This window comes from Orrella sp. 11846, from assembly GCF_048820935.1.
GTDB lineage: Bacteria > Pseudomonadota > Gammaproteobacteria > Burkholderiales > Burkholderiaceae_B > Algicoccus.
The window spans coordinates 154,683-172,667 of record NZ_JBMERD010000002.1; the positions used below are offsets into that span (position 1 = coordinate 154,683).

A 17,985-nucleotide genomic window follows, 5' to 3' on the forward strand; every position below is an offset into this window, starting at 1 on the left:
TATCACTGGAGTTGTTCCACTATGAAATCGCAGTCCACCATTTTTGAGCCACTGTCAGTTTTGACGGCACGCGCAATCGCGCTACGTGGTCCCAATATTGATACTGACCAAATTATTCCTGCTCGTTTTTTGAAGAAAGATCGTGCATTGGGTTACGGTCAGTACTTATTTTACGACGCCCGTTTTGATGAGCAGGGTGAATTAAAAAACCATGTTCTGAATCAACCGGACGACAAACGTCCTGAGATTCTTGTGGTGGAAGAGAATTTTGGTTGTGGATCCTCTCGCGAAGGAGCCGTTTATGCTCTTGCCGATTACGGGGTGCGTGCGGTGATTGGTACCACGTTTGGCGATATTTTCCATAACAATTGTTTTAAAAATGGCGTGCTTCCGATTCGACTGAGTGCGCAGGATCATGCCCGTGTCATGGATGCGTTGGCAACACAATCAACAGACGGTGTTTCTGAGCTAACTGTCGATCTGGAATCATGTGAAGTACGTTGGGCTAATGGTCAGATTTCGTTTGAGGTGGATGCATTTTGGCGTGAATGTTTGCTTAAAGGACTAGATGAGCTGTCTTTGACCTTGTCTTATCAGCCGCAAATCGATGCGTTTGAGACTCAGTATCACAAGAGTTTTCCGTGGCTTAAAACGCCGATCTGAACGAGAAATGAACTCTATGCTCACGCCATGTTGAGCACATCTTTTGCTGCATTTTCACCGGCTGTCGCGCCGAGCATCACAGCGGCTAATAACCCATTGCCTGAGAGATAGCCTGTGTCGCCTGCCCCTGATACACCTCGCGCAGCACCTCCGCCTGCATATAAACCTGGGATTGGATTGCCTTTGGTGTCGAGCACTTGAGCGTGTGTGTTGACGACCAGTCCGCCTTGGGTATGAAACAAAGCGCCGGTGACCTTAACCGCATAAAACGGTGGGCGTAAAATTTGTTCGGTTGTGAATTGACGGCCTGTTTGATCCATTGCGTTCTGTTCACAGAGAGACTGGGTTTGCGTCAAGGTTTGTTGCAAGGCATCTGCATCAAGCTTTGTGAGTCTTGCTAATTCTGAGACGGAGTCGGCTTGGATCACAGCCCCGGCTTGCCAGGCTTGCCGATAGTCATCGAATGCCAATGTTGCATCATGAATTCTCTGATCAAAAATATTCCAAGCAAGACCGTCGGGCTGTTGAAGGACGCGACGTGCTTGCTCAGAATAGCCATCATGTTCATTCGAAAAACGCTGTGCGTTTAGATTGACTTGCACGCCGCCCATCATCATGACGGACCAGGTGATCAGGGTCTGAAGGGGCCACGCGACTGATCCATGGCCCTGATAAGCCCCTAGGTCTGCAGTCTGTGCATTTAGTTCATTTCCCCACAGAATCGCGTCGCCTTGATTCCCTGTGTGTCCGTGATAAACGGCGTTCATCATGTCTGGTATAAATTGCTGCACGAGGTCTGCATTGCCCCCAAATCCACTGCTAGCAAGGATGAGTGCCTTGCATCCAATGTCTTCGGTACTGCCATCAGGACGTTGAATCCGTACACCACAAAGACGACCTGCGTCAGAAACCAAGAGTTGCTGGGCGCGTGCGTCACACAAAAGATCAATGCCCGCATTCTCGACGGCATTTGTTAAGGCCCCCATCAACTCTTCCCCAGTGCGACTCGGCGTGCCGTGCATGCGCATAACGGAGTGTCCAGGATAGAGAAATCCTGTTACCAAGCTGAAGGTTAAGCCGTGCTGATCGGCAAGCCAGTGCAAAGTTTTTGCGGAACGTTGCGCACAAAGTTCAACGATCTCAGGATCCGCTTGATGGTGATTTTTATGTTGAATGTCACTGACCATCAGGCTGGCAGAATCGGCAATGTCGAGTGATTGTTGCCAGCGACTTCCTGCTGCTGGAATTAATCCAGAGGACATCGCTGTGCTGCCGCGAGGAACAGGATCGCGTTCCAAAACTAACACATCAGCACCCGTATCTCGTGCGGCTAACGCCGCAGTCAAACCACAAGCGCCTGCCCCGACGATGACGATCGGGAGACACACTTCAGGCGCGTCGCGTAGGGTCAATATGTGAGAGTCTGGATTGGTTGTCATGGGTGACGCGCGTCCTATGTTTGCTGGGTGTTAAAAGCCTGAACGATTTGGTTGGCGGTTGTGAGCCAAATCTGGTCTTGTCGTGCCAAGAGATGGTTGAGCACACGCTCTGCTAGTGCGATACGGTGTGGTTGACCGGTGAGCCATGGGTGCAAACTAATACCGAGCATGCGCCCCGCGTTGGTAGATTGCGCTTCGCGTAACAAGAAATCAATCGCATCCGTGACTTGGTCAGCCCATTCATCTTCGCTGTGAAGATTGCTGCCCATCACAAAGCTGTCCTCGATTTCAGCGTTCAGGGGCAGCATTGTGAGCGATCCCGTATCAAGCGTGACCGGATAAGGGAGGTCATCATTGACCCAGTCCATGCAGTAGGTGAGTCCATGTTCGGCCAGCAAAGACAGGGTGTTCCAGCTTTGGTGGCGAGCAGGACTAAGCCAGCCGTTGATCTGCTTGCCTGTAGCTGCGCGTAGGGCGCTAAGTGTTCTGACGATAGATTCAGATTCTTGCTCGCGCGTCAATTCACTCGTGTGCTGGTGATCCATATCCCAGCCATGAGCCACGATTTCACAATCTGTTTGACTGATACGCTTAATCAATTGCGGTGAATATTGTGTGAGTCGCCCGTTGACGGCATAAGTGACCGGAATTTGATTGGTTTCAAAAAACTTTAAAAACCGATAGATTCCCACGCGATTGCCATAGTCTCGTAATGAGAAATGGCGCAAATCGGGATAAGGCATCGTCATTCCGAACGGTGGCTTGAATGGTTGACCCTTTTGGTTGAGAGGGAAATGTTGGAGGCTGACATTGATCCAGACTGCGAGCGGCTTGTGATCGGGCCAGACTAAGGCGGGGCGTTGCCCCATCATGGACCATTGAAACCAATCATGATCATGACCATATTGACGTTTGTCGTACTGGAGATGGCTCGGATCGAGTTGACTCATGAGAGGCCTCCATTGTTTGTTCCGGTGTGAATGTCTTGAGCGGCTTGATCGTAGTTGTGCTGCAGGTAATGCTGCGCGATTTCGCGCCCAGTCGTGATCCAGACATCACTGTGACTTGTGATGTAGTCCAAGGCTTCTTCAAAGGCGGCTAGCCGATGGGGGCAGCTGACTTGATAGTTGTGGGTTGGAATGCACATGACGGTTCCTGAGGTCGCGCCTTCTTGGTACAAACGATCGAAATGCCGTTTAAGCATCGTCAGATAGTGCCGAGGCGTTACCTTGTTGACCGCATAGACAATCGTGTCGTTCATTTCTAAAGAGTATGGAACAGAAATGAAGCGGCGTTGGCTGCGCAGTTTGATCGGTGTGGGCTGATCGTCGTGAAACAAGTCGCAGGTGTAGATGCCTGCCATACTGTCTGCCCCGAAAAGATCAGCGCCAACTTCGCTAAACAAATCAAGCGTATGATCTGAATGGGAGAGCGCAGGTGCTAGATAGCCAGAACATTCTTGACCTGTATGGCGATAGATGGTTTCCATCGAATCACGGATCATGGTGCGTTCTTGATCCTCAGACATGCCATAGGTATAGCGCGTGTTATAGATGCCGTGACTGAAAAACTCCCAGTTGCGTTCTTTGCAGGCGGCAATGATTTCTGGGTGATGTTCGCACAACGCGGTTGACAGCGAAATAGAACCCCGAATGCCATAGCGATCCAGAACTTGCATTTGACGTTCATGGCCGACGCGGTTTCCGTAGTCGCGAATGGCGTAGCCAGGAATGCTGGGGTGTGGTGTAGGCCACGCTTTACGATACGGATTGATAGGTGGATCAAGTTCGTAGAATTCGATGTTTGGAGCCACCCAGAACGCAACGCGTGCACCACCGGGCCAGGTGATTTTAGGTCGGTTCTCGTAAGGCCATTCGTCGTAATAACCAGGATCGGGCTTCATTTCGCTATTACCTCCGAACTCAAGCTTGTTTTTGTTGTTGCAACCAAGTCAAAATGTCTTGAACGTTCATCACGTCGGCGTATTTGAGAACCATGTCAGTGAGGTTCGCAAAATGATAGCTTTCGTGTTTGTCAGCCACACACTCTATGGGCACAATGGTGCGGTAGCCACGTGAGAGGCTTTCGACGACCGTGGCACGCACACAACCGGATGTTGAGCCGCCTGTCACAATGACCGTATCTGCCTGATGCCAAACCATGAGCGATTGAAGGTTGGTTTCAAAAAACGCAGAGGGCATGCGTTTGTTCATGAAGCTGTCGCGCACGAGATCAATTTCTAAACGATCATCGAGCTCGGAGCGTTCGGAGCCAACTTTAATATTTTGCAGGGAATCAACCGTATCAGTGCGCGTACCCCAGACCCCAGCATCTTCACCCGACTCCATGTAGGCCACATTCGTCCAAACAATTGGCCAATTCAATGCGCGAAATGCCCGCACCAACTCATTAACGTATTCGAGTTGTTTCGGGTCGGTCTCGTAGGCCGTCTTAAAAAGGTCTGTGCGCGTATAAGACTTTTGTAGATCAACGTTGACCAGAATAGCTTTTTTGCCAAATCCGAATGGGACGCGTTGCGGATTTGCCATGACTTCATGGAAGATCTCACGGGCAGTTTTGTTAGATTCAATCATGAAAACTCCTTGCTGGGTTGATGTAAACAGAGGGTTAGGATGGGTGTCTGACTCAGGGTTCGTATTGCTGACCGAGTTCCAGAACAGCCGGCGTTTGTATCACTTCATTGAGCTCAGTAAAGTTAAGCATCTTGTCGCGCCAGGCATCGGTCGTTCCTGTTCGTTTGAGCGATTCAAAGTAGCCCTGCATGGCAAATGTCAGTGCACGGACAAGACCGCCTGGAAAAATGACGAGTGAATAGCCTTTTTTCCTCAACGTTTGTGCGTCATCAATCGGGGTGTCACCTCCTTCGACCATATTGGCCATTAAAGGGACTTTGCCATGCAACGCCCGCATGATTTGATCGATATGGGACTGGTCACGATAGCCTTCCACAAAAATAATGTCGGCCCCCGCCTCCTGATAGGCAACTGCTCGTTCAATCGCGTCGCCGATACCGTTGACTGCAATGGCATCGGTGCGTCCGATGATGAGGGTGTCGTCCGAACGACGTGCGTCTACAGCTGCTTTGAGTTTGCCAACCATTTCAGCTTTAGATACCAAGGTTTTACCTCGGAGATGGCCACATCTTTTTGGGAAACCTTGGTCTTCTAGCTGAATCGCGTGGGCACCTTCGCGCTCGAGTAATCGAACGGTACGCATGACGTTAATCGCATTACCAAAACCTGTGTCCGCATCCACAATGACGTTGACATCGGTTTGCTCACTGATATAGCGCAATACGTCGGCAACTTCAGTTAAGCCTAATAAACCAATGTCGGGTCCGCCCAGGCGTGTATAGGCCACGCTTGCACCTGACAAGTAAACGGTTTCGAATCCGGCCTGCTGTGCCATGCGCGCAGAAAGTGCATCGTAAACACCGGGGGCGAGACACAAATCGGTTTGTATTTGTTCCTGAATGGTGGGCATTTTTTTTGTTTCAAGGATCATGGTGGGCTGCCTTTTTTTATGAGGTACTGATGTAATCGTCGTTCAACTGAACGTGATGGTTATTTTGTTTTGGGAGAGTCGAGAAAGAGGGCGAGATCGTTCCAGACTTGTTGTTTGGTGAGTTGCGAACCGCGCACCTCAAAACGATCCATGAAACGAATACCCTCAAAAGAAGAGCCGTCTAATGCTTCGCCATAAAGCGTGCCGTGGCAGTAGACAATGGCTAAATCGTCTTGCCAAGCGGTGTCAAACGATTCGAAATTCTTTTTAACAAAACGGTAGCGATCCTTTGAGAACTCGACAAGTTCAGCCAGTGTTGTCATGGGTTCGCTGCCAGGGAAGGTCATGGTGAATCCTGACGCCAAATACGTGTTGGCTTTTTGGAGATCGCGTGCTTGCATGGCCAGAAGGAAATCTTTCACGATGTCGGCGGGTGCCGTTCGGGCTGCACCTGCTCGACGGCTTTGACCGCCCCGATAGTAATTGTGTTCGCCAATTTCATTGAAGCAGACTACGATAGCGTCAGGATGGGCATCAATGACTTGCTGCACCGCTTTGGTTAATGCTTGGCCAAGGGCTTGTCGTGTATGTGGTGCATAGCCTTCTAGTAAGGAAACATTGAGAATAGGCATTGAAAAGACTCCTTTTGAATCAGGTCGATCAATATTTGTGGCGCATTGCAAGCATTTAAATGTAGTATTTATAGTACAAACTATAGCAGAACAATTAACCTTAACCACGTAGAAATGAAATTGTGATCAGTACTAAATATCATCGTGTTTACTTGCTCTTGAAAGATGCGATTGAACGGGGATTATTGGCACCGGGTGCGCGATTGCCTGGCGAGTTGGCTCTCGCGCAAACGCATCAGGTTTCAAGAATCACTGTGCGCCGAGCGTTGGCGGAATTGGCGCAGGAAGGTTTAGTGAGTCGCCGCCCCGGGGTGGGGACCGTGGTGCGAGAGCGATTGCCAGAGGCGTCCCGAATTACGGCTGATGTCTCCAACCTGCTGCCAAACTTTGTGCGTATGAGCGAAGAGTCCAGCATTGAACTGTTGGAGTTTGCCTATCGACCCGCTTCAGCGGCCATCGCAAAACGGATGAATTTATCGGTTGGCGAAAGGGTGCAATATTCGGTTCGTGTACGTAGTATGCAAGGCCTAGCATTCTCTTACCTCATGACGCATGTGCCTGCCAATATTGCAAAAAATTATGATGAGCAGGCGCTTGCAACAACGTCTTTATTCATGTTGTTAGAGCGCAGCGGTGTCAAAGTGGATCACGCAACGCAGACGATTTCTGCCACCTTGGCAACAGAAGAAGTTGCCAGAGCTTTGGATGTTCCAGTTGGTGCGCCCTTGATCGCCTTGCAACGAGTTGTGTATGACAAAGAAGGTCGAGGTGTTGAGCATTTAGATGCGTTATATCGTCCAGATCGATATCAGATCCATGTTGACCTAGGCCGAGCCGGCGCATCCGACTCTCGATATTGGCAACCTAAAGTTGAAGGGGTGGACGAAGTTTCGTTGTAAAAGAAAGTGCCGTACAGGCATATATTTATGCTGATAGTCTGTTATAAAAGAAGTACATTTAAATAATATTCAGTTTGTCAATATTTCAGTGTTAGTCTGACGTATGATCAGTCACGATCTAGGTGAGAGCTGTATCAATTATCTTAGGCCGAAAGTGCCAATTTGCGAAGTGAGGAGAACACAATGAAAAAATCTTTGTTCAGTGCAATGACGGTGATGGCAGCACTGGTGTCATCACCAGTTTTGGCGGTTGAAACGGTGACGGCCGTGCATGCTTTCCCACCGAACCTTGTGTATACACAGAGTTTTTTAGAATTTGTTGACAAGGTCAATAAGCGCGGTGAGGGTGTGGTTCAGATTCAGGTTCGCGGCGGCCCAGAAGTAATTGGTTTACCACAACAACCCGATGCGGTTCGTAATGGTGTGGTCGATATGGCGTACACGGCCGCGAGCTTTTATGGTGGTACGGTTCCAGAGCGTGACGTCATGGTGGCTTCCAATACAGATGCGCGTTATGCTCGAGAAAATGGTGGCATGGATCTGATGAACAAGATTCACCAGGACAAAATGGGTGTCTATCATTTGGGCTGGTTTGACAGCGGCGTGAAATACAACCTTTACACCATCAACGAACCCAAGTTGGATGCTGAAGGGAACTTGTTGATTGACGGTGTGCGTCTGCGTAGTAATCCGGTTTATGACGCGTTTTTCCGGGACGTGCTGGGTGCGGAGCCAATCAGCATACCGACGCCTGAAGTTTATGCAGCGCTGGAGCGTGGCGTTGTGAATGCAACCGGCTGGACCCAGATCGGATTGAAAGATCTGAATTGGGATCGGTTTGTGAAATATCGGATCAATCCAGCGTTTTTCTCCACCGACATGGGCGTGATTGTGAACCTTGATCGCTGGAACAAGCTGAGTGAACCCGCCAAGAAAATTTTGCAAGAAGTGGCCATTGAACACGAACGTGATAGTGCTGCGAAATTTGCGGAACAATCCAAGGAAGAGCTGGCAGCTTTAGATGCAAACGGCATGAAAGTGATTGATTTGCAGGGTCCAGCCGCGGAGAAATATGCCAAGGGTGCGCGCGAAGCAACGTGGAATCGGATGCGCCCTCTCATGGAAAAGCAACCAGGCGGACTAGAAAACTACGACATCCTGATTGAGAAATTTAATCGCCCATAAATTGTTTTAAGTTGTACGACTTCGGCATTTTTGATGGAGGTTTGTCAGAAATGCCGAGGCTCGTGTCATGAATCTTTGGCTGCTTTTTCAGGAAATTGCGCATGCATGCAGTCGTGAAAGCCTATAACGTTCTAGTGACAGGTCTAGCTGTTATATCCGGCGCATTACTTGTCTGGCTGGGAATCGCCGTCATCATTTCAGTTATGCAGAGAAACTTGGGTTTTCAGCCGACTGCTTGGCTGTTCTTGTCGACTGAGTATGGCATGTTTTATTTGACTTTGTTGGGCGCGCCGTGGCTTGTTCGTAAGCGCGGTCATGTCTATATTGAGTTGCTGACAGCCGCTTTGCCCAAACCGATTCTGAATATCTTTAGCCGCTTTGTAAGCCTCTTGTGTGTGATTGTCTGTTTGGTTATGGCCATGAAAGGGTTTGACCTAGTGCAGATGAACCTTACTCGCAACGATTTGGATGTGCGGGCTTATTTTTTTCCGACCTGGTTATTGACCATCACATTCCCAGTGTGCTTTGGGTTGATGGCTATCGAATTTATGAAGTTTGTGGTTGGACGTGAAATTCTACACACAGGTGAAGTGGGGCTCGCAGAATGATGGAATGGTACTTTGCTCTAGGCTTTCTGCTTGGGCTCATCATTATTTTTATGCTGATCGGAATGCCGATTGCATTTTCGTTTTTATCCGCAAATCTAATCGGTGCCTGGGTTTTTATGGGAGGCTCCAATGGCATTATTCAGGTACTCAACAACGGCTTTGGAGCTTTATCAAGTTTTAGTCTAGTACCGATCCCTTTGTTTTTGCTGATGGGAGAGTTGTTCTTCCGTACGGGATTGGGCATGCGCATGTTTGGTGCAGTTGATGTCTTGATGGGGCAAGTTCCCGGACGACTTTCCTATGTCACCGTCGTCGGCGGGACTGGGTTTGCCACGGTCAGTGGTTCGTCCATGGGATCGACCGCTTTACTCGGTTCAGTGCTGGTGCCAGAAATGGTTAAGCGCGGCTATAAAAAGCATATGTCAATTGGTCCCATCATGGGGACGGGTGGTTTGGCGATCATTATCCCGCCATCTGCGCTGGCAGTACTTTTGGCGACGTTGGCCAAAATTGATGTGGGGGCATTGTTGGTGGCAGGGGTGGTGCCTGGTTTTGTATTGGCCGGGCTCTACATTGTCTTGATTTGGGTGCAGACTCGCCTTGATCCTCAAGCGGCGCCTGTCTATGGAGTCCCTAGGGTTGCATCTCTCAAAAAAGTCTTTATTTTTTTGAGAGATGTGCTGCCGATGGTTGCCGTGATGGCGGTGGTCGTGGTGATGTTGATGTTTGGTTGGGCCACACCTTCAGAATCAGCCGCATTCGGCGCGTTAGGTGTCGTTAGTTTGGCTTTTTTATATCGCTGCATGACATGGAAAGCTTTTTTCGCATCGATTGAAGGTGCGTTGAAAGTGACGTTGATGGCGTTCATGATCGTCCTGGGATCGGCCACTTTTAGTCAGTTGTTAGCGTTTTCGGGCGGCTCAAGTGGATTAATTAGCTGGGCGACTAGTTTTGATTTATCCCCCGTTTTGATGCTATTGGCCATCTTTGCTGTACTGATCGTGCTGGGAACGTTCATGGAACAGATTTCCATCATGATGTTGACTGTGCCATTTTTCTTCCCATTAGCAGCCAAACTGGGGTTTGATCCTATCTGGTTTGGTGTGGTTGTGTTGTTATCACTTGAAATTAGCTTCACCACGCCACCATTTGGCTTACTGTTGTTTGTGATGAAAGGTGTTGCGCCTGCAGGCACGTCGATGAAAGAAATCTATATTGCTGCGATTCCATACATTCTTTGCAGTATGTTTATGGTGGCGTTACTAATTATGTTTCCTTCTTTGGCGACGTGGTTGCCGAATATGCTTCAGTAGTCAGTTCCGTAGCTTGGCTGTTTTAAATAAAGAAACAAGCCGTCACCTGGGCTAAGGGCTGATCAGTTGAGCTGACAGCTCTTGCGCAACTTTGATTAAAAGCTGCTGCACTGAAGGATTTGAAGGCTCAAATCGAATGGGTGGACCCGAAATTGTCAGTGCACCTGCAAATGATCCATCACGATAACAGAGTGGTGCAGAGACAGACACAGTCGGTAGTAATTTTTTTGTGATGTCGTTCAGTGCGAACGAAGACACAAAAATGCAAGACTGTATATCCCATGATGTCACAGATTGGGTTTTAAAAGTACGTAAAACCTGAGCTGTGGCGCTGTCATCCAGAGGCATCCGAGTTCCGGGTGCGATGCTTGCCTTGATCGGATGCGGTGAGTCTTTTCGAAATAGACAGATTCTTGATTCGCCATCACGAATATAAAAACTTGCACTCTCTTGGGTTTGATCCACTAGTGCCTCAAGAGTGGGCAATATGAGCTGGCTTAAGTCCTGGTTGTTAGCGAAACGACAGCCCAGTTCATACAGTTTTGGGCCAGGCTCATAGCGCCCGTCAGAACGTATATTGATATAGCCTCTAGGAACTAGAGTGAGTAGATAACGAGAAACGACACTTTTAAATAATTTGCTTTGCTCTGCCAACTCGCCGAGCGATAAAGGGCTTTCGGTTTTGAGAAATGCATCGAGTATTGCGACAGTCCGTTCAACGGCTTGAACGGATCGGTCAGCTTTATTTGAGTTTGGCGCGACCATATCAGACAGTATCCTACATTGTCACTGAATTAGGTCAGAAAAGCTTTCATACGCAGCCGTGCTTGACTCGCATCCATATTTCGTTTGAATATGGGAGGCTCGGTTGGACGAACCCGCACAAGCACAAAACTCACATCATCTTTGTCATGTAAGACTGCTTGTCCATGTGACATTTCTGACTGTTTGGAAACCACTGCAGTTTTATTGAATCCCGCTCCACGGGCAATCATTTCCAGATCGGTTCCTCGCCCAGTGTGTGCGACTTGACCGCCTGTCTCAAGATAATGACCATTATCAACGCAGAGAACACTCAGGTTGGGTGGATTTAGAACGGCGATTGTTGCCAGTGTCCCCATGCCCATTAACAGTTCTCCATCGCCGGTGACAACCATGACTTGTCGTGTGGGTTGGGCTAGAGCAAGTCCAAGACCTGTGGAAAGTGCAGCGCCCATGGCGCCACCTAAAGCATATAGGTTTGGTCCATCTTTAGTGAGTGCGCTAATGTCTCGAGATGTACCACCCAAGCCAGTTATAAACAGAAAATCATCGGGATTTCCAATTAAAGCAGGCACAATCTCACGACGGTCTAATTCGTATTTAATTGTCATCATGATCTCTTTTCGTTATTTAAAAAGCTTATTTAAAAAGCTTTGGCGCCCAACAGTCGTTGTGTCAGTAAAACAGCGGTAGGGCAGCCACCCTGAAATGCTTGAGTGATGGCTGCATCGACAATGCTGGAGACTTCATTCTCACAATCTGCGCGAATAGTTTTAACGCCCATCGCATGAAAAATCGGTTCAACGGCCTTTCCAGCTGGGTATTGCCATGGGTTACCTTCGCCAAAGTCGCCCCGCATGCTGACTAAGGTCAGAAATGGAAATCGACCTAGTGAAACTAAAGATAAGAGATTGGCACAATTGCCTACGCCACTGCTTTGCATGAGTAACACGCCTCGCGTACCGCCCAGATCTGCACCTGCCAGTAAGCCTATGCCTTCTTCTTCCGTGGTGAGTGATACAGCATGAGCATGCTCGTCATTTAGGGCACTATTAATGAGTCCGATGTGCCCTGCGTCAGGGACATAGGCAAACTGTGTAACTCCGTTTGAGCGAAGTAAATCATACACATCACGCTGCCATTGCCTTTCTACAATTACATCCATCGTTTTACCTCTTGTGAGATTGTTTCTTCAGCGCATTGATCTTTAGCATAAGCTGATGCTTTGTTGCGTTTGGGGATGTTTGGTTTCGTTATCAAAAAATCATAATGCCGATATGAATTTGTTTGAATATACATGAAATTCTCTCTGAAAGGTGTTTCTTTACAGTATGCTGAGCGAACAATAATTAAAAATTGGCTTTGTTATGAAAGAAAATTATTCAGATTTTGATGTTGGGTTTCTGGTGCAGAAGTCGAGTGCTGAAGAGTTCAGAATGATTTAAACGTCCAATCATGGAGGGAGACAATAATGAATCACAAACAAAAAACTAAACAGATTGCAGCAACCTTAAGTTTGATCGGCATGGTGATGGTAGTGCCTGCGTCAGCTTATGCACAGGCGGAATTTCCCAATCGGCCGATCAATTTGCTTGTAGGCTATTCAGCGGGAGGACCAACAGATAATGCTGCACGGGTCATTGCCGAAGAAATGGGTAAAGAGCTTGGGCAACCCGTTGTTGTCGTGAATAAACCAGGTGCAAGTGGCCTTGTTGCAGCCAAAGATATGATGGCAGCACAGCCTGATGGCTATACAATTTTGCTCGCTGCAAATGCATTTTTTACATTAGGTCCAGCTCGGTATACATTGGTCGATTATGACTTTGACAAAGATTTTGTACCGATCGGTGGCTTGTCTGGCTACCCGCACCTGCTGACAGTCGCCATGGATAGTCCAATTAAATCGATGGAAGATCTGATTGATTATTCTCGAAAAAACCCAGGTAAGCTGAATGCAGCTCGAGTCGGTTTTTCAAATGAGATTGCAGTGGAATGGCTGAATCTGCTTGGAAAGATGGATATCACCCAGATCCCCTATAAGGGGGCAGCAACTGTCGTGAGTGATCTCAGTTCCGGACGTATCGATCTTGCACTGATCGCACCTTCTGTGACATATCCATTACAAGATGGTGACAAGGCGCGTGCAATCGCGACAACGCGCGAAACACCGATTACGAAGTCTCGCCAAATCCCTGCCGTCTCCAAAACAGCAGGGATGGAAGAGTTTGACATGTATATCTGGAATGGTTTGTTTGCACCGGCTGGTATTCCGGCACCAGTTGTACAAAAACTGGCAGCTGCATTGAATCAATCATTAGCTCAACCCAAAGTTCAGAAACAGTTTGAAACCGCATTTCTAGATGCAGCACCAATGACAGCAGAAGAATTGACCAAAGCGGTCCATGAGGAGCTTAGTATTGCAAAACATGTCGTGAAAGAGGCCAAACTGCCGTTGCTGACTCATCAGTGATTCAGGTTTGACCAAGACGACATTGCCGTTGTGGAGACGTTTGTGAATGACAATCAAGCTTCAGAGGGTTAGTAACTGTTAGCTTAAATCTACCCGAATCTACGCATACGTACTCAGATGAATAGATTCATAGACAACCATGTAACGACAAGATCACCCTAATATGGTCGCCGTTACGTGTTAACTCTGCTCTTACAAGGAGAGTTTCACGTGATTCTACATGCATCACAGCGCTATGCGTCCAGTTCTCACAGAGCAGAGCTTTTGTAGGTAGCAGTCAACTTGGCAACCTTCGCAGATAGAATGATTTTCATATGCAATAAAGTATTATTTAGTTTACGGTAATTGAACTCATCAAGATTGATTAAAAGACCTAGGGAATCGTTGGAGCAGGATGGGTTGGGAATTTCGACTGTGTTTCTCCTTCAGCTGTCCGACAGTCCTTGCAAGAAAGGCCCAAAATGAATGTAGGTAGGCATTGACACGTCATGAGCCGAACGATACGAGGACACACAATTGAACTACGTCCAAACAACGTACAGGCCACCCACTTCTCCAAAGCATGTGGCATTGCTCGTTTATCGTACAACTGGGCACTCTCGGAATGGCAAAGGCAATTTCAAGCGGACAAAGACTATCGAAATGAATGTCTAGCGCAAGACATTCAAGTCGATCAAAAGAAACTCAATGCGCCTTCGCAGGGGAAATTACGCAGGCAGCTCAATGCAATTAAGCGTGAACAGTTTCCATTCATGCTCGAGGTCACAAAATGTGCTCCACAACTTGCGATCATACAGCTGGGGGTGCCTTTAAGCGTTTCTTTGCCGGACAGGGCAAATATCCAAGATTTAGAAAGAAAGGTGTCGATGATCGATTCTCGTTGTCCAACGATTAATTTCACGTGGAAGAAAAACGAATCAAGATTCCCAAGCTTGGCTTTGTTAGCATGCGAGAGAGATTGCGTTTTAACGGCAAGATCTTATCCGCCAAAGTGTTTAGGCGAGGTGTCAAATGGTTCGTGAGCATTTCGGTTGAATTGTCAGAGCCCCTACCGATTTCGCCTAAGACAGGTCAATCCATCGGAATTGATTTAGGGATTTTGAATCTAGCCACGTTATCCAATGGTGAGGTCAAAGCGCCACTCAAAGCTTTGCAAAATAAATTGTCCCGATTAAGGAGAGCGAATCAAGCATTGAGCCGTCAACAAATCGGTAGTCGTCATCGTGCCAAAGCGAAAACCAAGTTAGGTACGTTACACAACCAAGTTTCCAACGCTCGTCAGGATTTCTTGCATCAAATCACGACCGATTTGGTGCGCAAGTATGATGAAATTTGCATTGAGGATTTAAACGTCCAAGGCATGATGAAAAATCGCAAATTGGCCAGAGCGATTGCTGATGTCGGCTTTCATGAATTTAAACGCCAACTCCTCTACAAAGCCGACCAATCCGGCAAAGTCGTGAAGTCCGTGGGCCGATTCTTCCCCAGTAGCAAAACATGCTCAGGATGTGGAGAAATCTGCCATGACTTGACTTTAAAGATACGTAGTTGGCAATGTCAGGCTTGCGGTGTGATGCATGACCGTGACCTCAATGCCGCAAAAAATATTCTGCGCTATGCAGAGACAGTGTTGACGACAATTTAATGCGTCAATAGGCGGAAAGTTATTCCGTGTCAGCCTATGGAGTTGAAGTAAATCCTAGCGGTTGTATACCGCTAGGTGTTGACGATGAAGTAGGAAGAGAACATCAAATGTACGGTGAGTAGATTTGAGTAAGTTTTTTGTAACGGTTTTTGTGTGTTCAGCTGAGGTTGTTCAGAGACCGAGGTGCGACATGATTTCTTGAGTAGATGCGACCAAAAACCTGTTTCTCATCAGCGCCAGTGATGCATCGTGATAGGCAACATTGCTACTGGCCACGCCATCTTCTGCAACAACTGTGTAGTAGTCATGGTGAGCACTGCTTCGAACGGTTGATTCTACGCAGCCTTCGGTGTTGACCCCAACATAAACAACCGTTTCAATGTTGTTGGACGATAAAACCAAATTCAGGTTGGTTTGATGAAAAGCATCTGGCCGAAATTTATTGATCACAGGGTCATGTGGAGCTGGTTTGAGTCCAGCGCAAAATTCTGCACCCCAAGTGCCAGGCAGGGTGTAATCAGGACTTTTGCCGTCCCGAACTTTGAGTCGCAACCACGCTGGACTGTCTCCGATACCGTTGGGCATCGTGAGTTGGCGCACAAAAATCGTCAGCATGTTTGCTTTTTGTGCGGCATTAATCAGTTTGACCATATTCGGTAGATTGGCCTTCGCTAAACTGATATCACGACCGGCTTGGGCGAAGACGCCGTCAGGTTCAATAAAATCATTTTGAATATCGATTGCAACAATAGCTGTTGTTTTTGGATCGAGGATCTCGTCTAACGTCTGACGTACTTGTTTACCGTGAATTTCAATCATTTTAAATACCGTAGAGTGTTATTGTAAAAATCGCTGAGTCTCAATAGGAGACTGAGGCAGTTTCTCGAAGAGACTTACGTTTGATCCATAGAAAACTAAAAACCAAGAGAACTGCACCGATTAATGGTATTTGAAAGCCAGGCCCAACCAGTGCAGCGGCTGAAATACCCAGAATCAGACGTTCTGATTTATTGAGGTTAGTGATAAAAAATCCAGCCATCGAACCCGCGATTGCAATCACAGATAATGTCACAGCACAGGAGTAGAGGATGATGTGCCATGTATCGCCGATCAAAAGGATTTCTGGGTGATAGATAAAGGCGTACGGTACGAGAAAAGCGACGAGCGCTAATCTCATCGCGACCAGACTGGTATCGAACCATTTTGCCTGCGCCATGGATGCACCGATAAATACAGTTGCGCATAAAGGTGGTGTAAGTCCAGCCATGATGCTGAAATAAAAAATAAACATATGAGCACTGATAGGCTCAACACCTAATTTGATCAATGCCGGTGCGACAACAGCTGCAGCGAGCAAATAGGCAGCTGCAGTCGGCAGTCCGGTACCAAGAATCATGGCAACCAGCATGGCTAGTAAGAGTGACATCAGAAGATGACTTTCACCCAAAGAAATGATTCCAGATGTGAATGTGACCCCCAGACCGGTCGTGCTGATCATGGCAAGCAAGATTTGTGCGCCAGCGATCAAAACTGAAATAGCCACAAGTCCTATACCCGCATCAATGAATCCCAGATAGAGGTTATGCATACGATCTTTAAAATCGGATAGGCTGCGCGTGCCTAAGACGTATAAAACGATCAGAACCATGGTTGCCCAGAAGGCTGCCATGCCTGCGGAGTAACCATTGATAAGCAGAGCAACCAGTAAAAACATGGATGTAAAAACAGGTCCTGCCCGTCTGATCGTCAGTACTTCCCGAATCTTTGGTAGTAATTCTGATGCGACAGGTTTGTAGCCTAGGCGGCTTGCCTCAAAATGTATGCCTGCTAGGCACCCTAGAAAATACAAGAGAGCTGGAATGATGGCGGCAATCATGATGCTGAAATACGAAATGCCCAAAAGCTCTGCCATGATAAATGCGCCTGCGCCCATGACAGGTGGCATGATTTGTCCACCTGTTGATGCCACAGATTCAACAGCTGCGGCAAACTCAGGCCGATATCCGAGCCGCTTCATAAGTGGAATGGTGAAAGCACCGGTGGTTGCAACGTTTGCAGCCGCAGAACCTGAGACACTGCCGAATAGGGCGCTAGAAATAGTGGCAACTTTGGCTCCGCCGCCGACAGAACGGCCGCCCAACACAGTGGCCAGATCCATGAAGGTTTGTCCGGCACCCGTGCGTAGCAACATGGCGCCAAAAATAACAAAAATTGAAATGACAGTTGCAGAAATTCCAGTCACCATGCCATAAAGGCCGCGCGTTGACATATATAAAACTTCAATCGCAAACCTTGGGTCTAGCCCTCGGTGTGCAAGAGAATCTGGCAAATAGGGTCCACCGAGCGCATAACCTAATCCCAACAGACCTAGGATTGGAATTGTCCAGCCAATAACGCGTCGACAGCCCTCAAGAATCAGCGCGACAGCAAGGATCCCAAAAATGAAATCTAAGTCTGTCATTTCAAAGACAAAATCCATGATTCTGTCGTAACCGATTAGGATATTTGCTGTAAATGCAAATACAATTGCGATGGAGATCAGGTCATACCAGGCCATAGGCTCATCACGTGTCATGGGTCTACGCAGTCCATACAGACAAAATGCCAGCATGAGTGTGCCACCGACATGTAGGGAACGTTGTATTAAATCAGGGAGTGATCCGAATGCACTGGTGTAAAGGTGAAAGAACACCAGAATGATGCTCAGACTCACAATGAGGGTAGTTCGAATGCGTCCACCATGTTTTTTGTCATGGGTCGAAGATTCAGTGATTGTCACTTGCTGATCCTTGGAGAATAGTTGGCAAGGGATAGTAAAAACGAGGTACACAGTCAGCCTGTGAT

The 17,985-nt window shown here is 47.8% G+C and carries 19 protein-coding genes; 8 read left to right on the forward strand and 11 right to left on the reverse strand.

Annotation, left to right across the window (positions count from 1 at the left end; translation table 11 throughout):
• The first annotated feature begins 21 nt into the window (after positions 1–21).
• Complete coding sequence (gene leuD, locus ACOI06_RS02315; RefSeq protein ID WP_420660874.1) at positions 22–663, forward strand: 3-isopropylmalate dehydratase small subunit; 642 nt, start codon at positions 22–24, stop codon at positions 661–663.
• Between the two features lie 20 nt (positions 664–683).
• On the opposite strand, the gene ACOI06_RS02320 is transcribed toward leuD, so the two are convergent.
• The 6 genes from ACOI06_RS02320 to ACOI06_RS02345 are packed head-to-tail and all read right to left on the reverse strand — an operon-like array spanning position 684 to position 6,259.
• Positions 684–2,102, reverse strand: a complete 1,419-nt coding sequence (locus ACOI06_RS02320) for an FAD-dependent oxidoreductase (protein WP_420660875.1) — start codon at positions 2,100–2,102, stop codon at positions 684–686.
• Positions 2,103–2,116: 14 nt separating this feature from the next.
• Positions 2,117–3,052 carry a polysaccharide deacetylase family protein gene (locus ACOI06_RS02325; RefSeq protein WP_420660876.1) on the reverse strand — a complete coding sequence of 312 codons (936 nt, stop codon included), beginning with the start codon at positions 3,050–3,052 and terminating at the stop codon, positions 2,117–2,119.
• Positions 3,049–4,005 carry a polysaccharide deacetylase family protein gene (locus ACOI06_RS02330; RefSeq protein ID WP_420660877.1) on the reverse strand — a complete coding sequence of 319 codons (957 nt, stop codon included), beginning with the start codon at positions 4,003–4,005 and terminating at the stop codon, positions 3,049–3,051. The genes ACOI06_RS02325 and ACOI06_RS02330 overlap by 4 nt, the downstream gene beginning before the upstream one ends.
• A gap of 19 nt (positions 4,006–4,024) precedes the next feature.
• Positions 4,025–4,696 (reverse strand): isochorismatase family protein, encoded by a 672-nt coding sequence (locus ACOI06_RS02335; RefSeq protein WP_420660878.1) that lies wholly within the window; start codon positions 4,694–4,696, stop codon positions 4,025–4,027.
• 52 nt (positions 4,697–4,748) lie between these two features.
• Positions 4,749–5,627, reverse strand: a complete 879-nt coding sequence (locus ACOI06_RS02340; protein WP_420660879.1) for an isocitrate lyase/PEP mutase family protein — start codon at positions 5,625–5,627, stop codon at positions 4,749–4,751.
• A gap of 59 nt (positions 5,628–5,686) precedes the next feature.
• A complete protein-coding gene (locus ACOI06_RS02345) occupies positions 5,687–6,259 on the reverse strand; it encodes a tautomerase family protein (RefSeq protein WP_420660880.1) in 573 nt (190 codons plus the stop codon).
• A 122-nt stretch (positions 6,260–6,381) separates the two neighbouring features.
• On the opposite strand from ACOI06_RS02345, the gene ACOI06_RS02350 reads away from it, so the two are divergent.
• From ACOI06_RS02350 to ACOI06_RS02365, 4 genes are all read left to right on the forward strand, one after another.
• Positions 6,382–7,158 (forward strand): GntR family transcriptional regulator, encoded by a 777-nt coding sequence (locus tag ACOI06_RS02350; protein WP_420660881.1) that lies wholly within the window; start codon positions 6,382–6,384, stop codon positions 7,156–7,158.
• Positions 7,159–7,341: 183 nt separating this feature from the next.
• Positions 7,342–8,343: a TRAP transporter substrate-binding protein DctP gene (gene dctP / locus ACOI06_RS02355; protein ID WP_420660882.1), complete on the forward strand. Its 1,002-nt coding sequence runs from the start codon at positions 7,342–7,344 to the stop codon at positions 8,341–8,343.
• Between the two features lie 101 nt (positions 8,344–8,444).
• Positions 8,445–8,951: a TRAP transporter small permease gene (locus tag ACOI06_RS02360; RefSeq protein ID WP_420660883.1), complete on the forward strand. Its 507-nt coding sequence runs from the start codon at positions 8,445–8,447 to the stop codon at positions 8,949–8,951.
• Positions 8,948–10,264 carry a TRAP transporter large permease gene (locus ACOI06_RS02365; RefSeq protein ID WP_420660884.1) on the forward strand — a complete coding sequence of 439 codons (1,317 nt, stop codon included), beginning with the start codon at positions 8,948–8,950 and terminating at the stop codon, positions 10,262–10,264. Before ACOI06_RS02360 ends, ACOI06_RS02365 begins: the two co-directional genes overlap by 4 nt.
• Positions 10,265–10,315: 51 nt before the next feature.
• Here ACOI06_RS02365 and ACOI06_RS02370 read toward each other — a convergent pair whose 3' ends face one another.
• The 3 genes from ACOI06_RS02370 to ACOI06_RS02380 are packed head-to-tail and all read right to left on the reverse strand — an operon-like array spanning position 10,316 to position 12,191.
• Positions 10,316–11,029 carry an IclR family transcriptional regulator gene (locus ACOI06_RS02370; RefSeq protein WP_420660885.1) on the reverse strand — a complete coding sequence of 238 codons (714 nt, stop codon included), beginning with the start codon at positions 11,027–11,029 and terminating at the stop codon, positions 10,316–10,318.
• A gap of 29 nt (positions 11,030–11,058) precedes the next feature.
• Complete coding sequence (locus ACOI06_RS02375) at positions 11,059–11,640, reverse strand: thiamine pyrophosphate-dependent enzyme (protein WP_420660886.1); 582 nt, start codon at positions 11,638–11,640, stop codon at positions 11,059–11,061.
• Positions 11,641–11,669: 29 nt separating this feature from the next.
• Complete coding sequence (locus ACOI06_RS02380; RefSeq protein ID WP_420660887.1) at positions 11,670–12,191, reverse strand: phosphonopyruvate decarboxylase; 522 nt, start codon at positions 12,189–12,191, stop codon at positions 11,670–11,672.
• Between the two features lie 306 nt (positions 12,192–12,497).
• Between ACOI06_RS02380 and ACOI06_RS02385 the strand changes: the two genes are divergently transcribed.
• The 3 genes from ACOI06_RS02385 to ACOI06_RS02395 all read left to right on the forward strand — a co-directional run bounded on the left by ACOI06_RS02385 (position 12,498) and on the right by ACOI06_RS02395 (position 15,141).
• Positions 12,498–13,496, forward strand: a complete 999-nt coding sequence (locus ACOI06_RS02385; RefSeq protein ID WP_420660888.1) for a Bug family tripartite tricarboxylate transporter substrate binding protein — start codon at positions 12,498–12,500, stop codon at positions 13,494–13,496.
• A 488-nt stretch (positions 13,497–13,984) separates the two neighbouring features.
• Complete coding sequence (locus ACOI06_RS02390) at positions 13,985–14,518, forward strand: helix-turn-helix domain-containing protein (protein ID WP_420660889.1); 534 nt, start codon at positions 13,985–13,987, stop codon at positions 14,516–14,518.
• Positions 14,443–15,141 carry an RNA-guided endonuclease InsQ/TnpB family protein gene (locus tag ACOI06_RS02395; protein ID WP_420660890.1) on the forward strand — a complete coding sequence of 233 codons (699 nt, stop codon included), beginning with the start codon at positions 14,443–14,445 and terminating at the stop codon, positions 15,139–15,141. Before ACOI06_RS02390 ends, ACOI06_RS02395 begins: the two co-directional genes overlap by 76 nt.
• Positions 15,142–15,312: 171 nt before the next feature.
• Here ACOI06_RS02395 and ACOI06_RS02400 read toward each other — a convergent pair whose 3' ends face one another.
• The gene (locus ACOI06_RS02400) at positions 15,313–15,960 is read right to left on the reverse strand and encodes a cysteine hydrolase family protein (RefSeq protein ID WP_420660892.1); all 648 of its coding nucleotides are present in this window, start codon (positions 15,958–15,960) and stop codon (positions 15,313–15,315) included.
• Positions 15,961–16,000: 40 nt separating this feature from the next.
• A complete protein-coding gene (locus tag ACOI06_RS02405) occupies positions 16,001–17,920 on the reverse strand; it encodes a TRAP transporter permease (RefSeq protein ID WP_420660893.1) in 1,920 nt (639 codons plus the stop codon).
• Positions 17,921–17,985: the final 65 nt, after the last annotated feature.

Coding starts and splice junctions, on each gene's coding strand:
- leuD (WP_420660874.1), top strand. CDS start 22: ATGAAATCGCAGTCCACCATTTTTGAGCCACTGTCAGTTTTGACGGCA.
- ACOI06_RS02320 (WP_420660875.1), bottom strand. CDS start 2,102: ATGACAACCAATCCAGACTCTCACATATTGACCCTACGCGACGCGCCT.
- ACOI06_RS02325 (WP_420660876.1), bottom strand. CDS start 3,052: ATGAGTCAACTCGATCCGAGCCATCTCCAGTACGACAAACGTCAATAT.
- ACOI06_RS02330 (WP_420660877.1), bottom strand. CDS start 4,005: ATGAAGCCCGATCCTGGTTATTACGACGAATGGCCTTACGAGAACCGA.
- ACOI06_RS02335 (WP_420660878.1), bottom strand. CDS start 4,696: ATGATTGAATCTAACAAAACTGCCCGTGAGATCTTCCATGAAGTCATG.
- ACOI06_RS02340 (WP_420660879.1), bottom strand. CDS start 5,627: ATGATCCTTGAAACAAAAAAAATGCCCACCATTCAGGAACAAATACAA.
- ACOI06_RS02345 (WP_420660880.1), bottom strand. CDS start 6,259: ATGCCTATTCTCAATGTTTCCTTACTAGAAGGCTATGCACCACATACA.
- dctP (WP_420660882.1), top strand. CDS start 7,342: ATGAAAAAATCTTTGTTCAGTGCAATGACGGTGATGGCAGCACTGGTG.
- ACOI06_RS02360 (WP_420660883.1), top strand. CDS start 8,445: ATGCATGCAGTCGTGAAAGCCTATAACGTTCTAGTGACAGGTCTAGCT.
- ACOI06_RS02365 (WP_420660884.1), top strand. CDS start 8,948: ATGATGGAATGGTACTTTGCTCTAGGCTTTCTGCTTGGGCTCATCATT.
- ACOI06_RS02370 (WP_420660885.1), bottom strand. CDS start 11,029: ATGGTCGCGCCAAACTCAAATAAAGCTGACCGATCCGTTCAAGCCGTT.
- ACOI06_RS02375 (WP_420660886.1), bottom strand. CDS start 11,640: ATGATGACAATTAAATACGAATTAGACCGTCGTGAGATTGTGCCTGCT.
- ACOI06_RS02380 (WP_420660887.1), bottom strand. CDS start 12,191: ATGGATGTAATTGTAGAAAGGCAATGGCAGCGTGATGTGTATGATTTA.
- ACOI06_RS02385 (WP_420660888.1), top strand. CDS start 12,498: ATGAATCACAAACAAAAAACTAAACAGATTGCAGCAACCTTAAGTTTG.
- ACOI06_RS02390 (WP_420660889.1), top strand. CDS start 13,985: ATGAGCCGAACGATACGAGGACACACAATTGAACTACGTCCAAACAAC.
- ACOI06_RS02395 (WP_420660890.1), top strand. CDS start 14,443: ATGCGAGAGAGATTGCGTTTTAACGGCAAGATCTTATCCGCCAAAGTG.
- ACOI06_RS02400 (WP_420660892.1), bottom strand. CDS start 15,960: ATGATTGAAATTCACGGTAAACAAGTACGTCAGACGTTAGACGAGATC.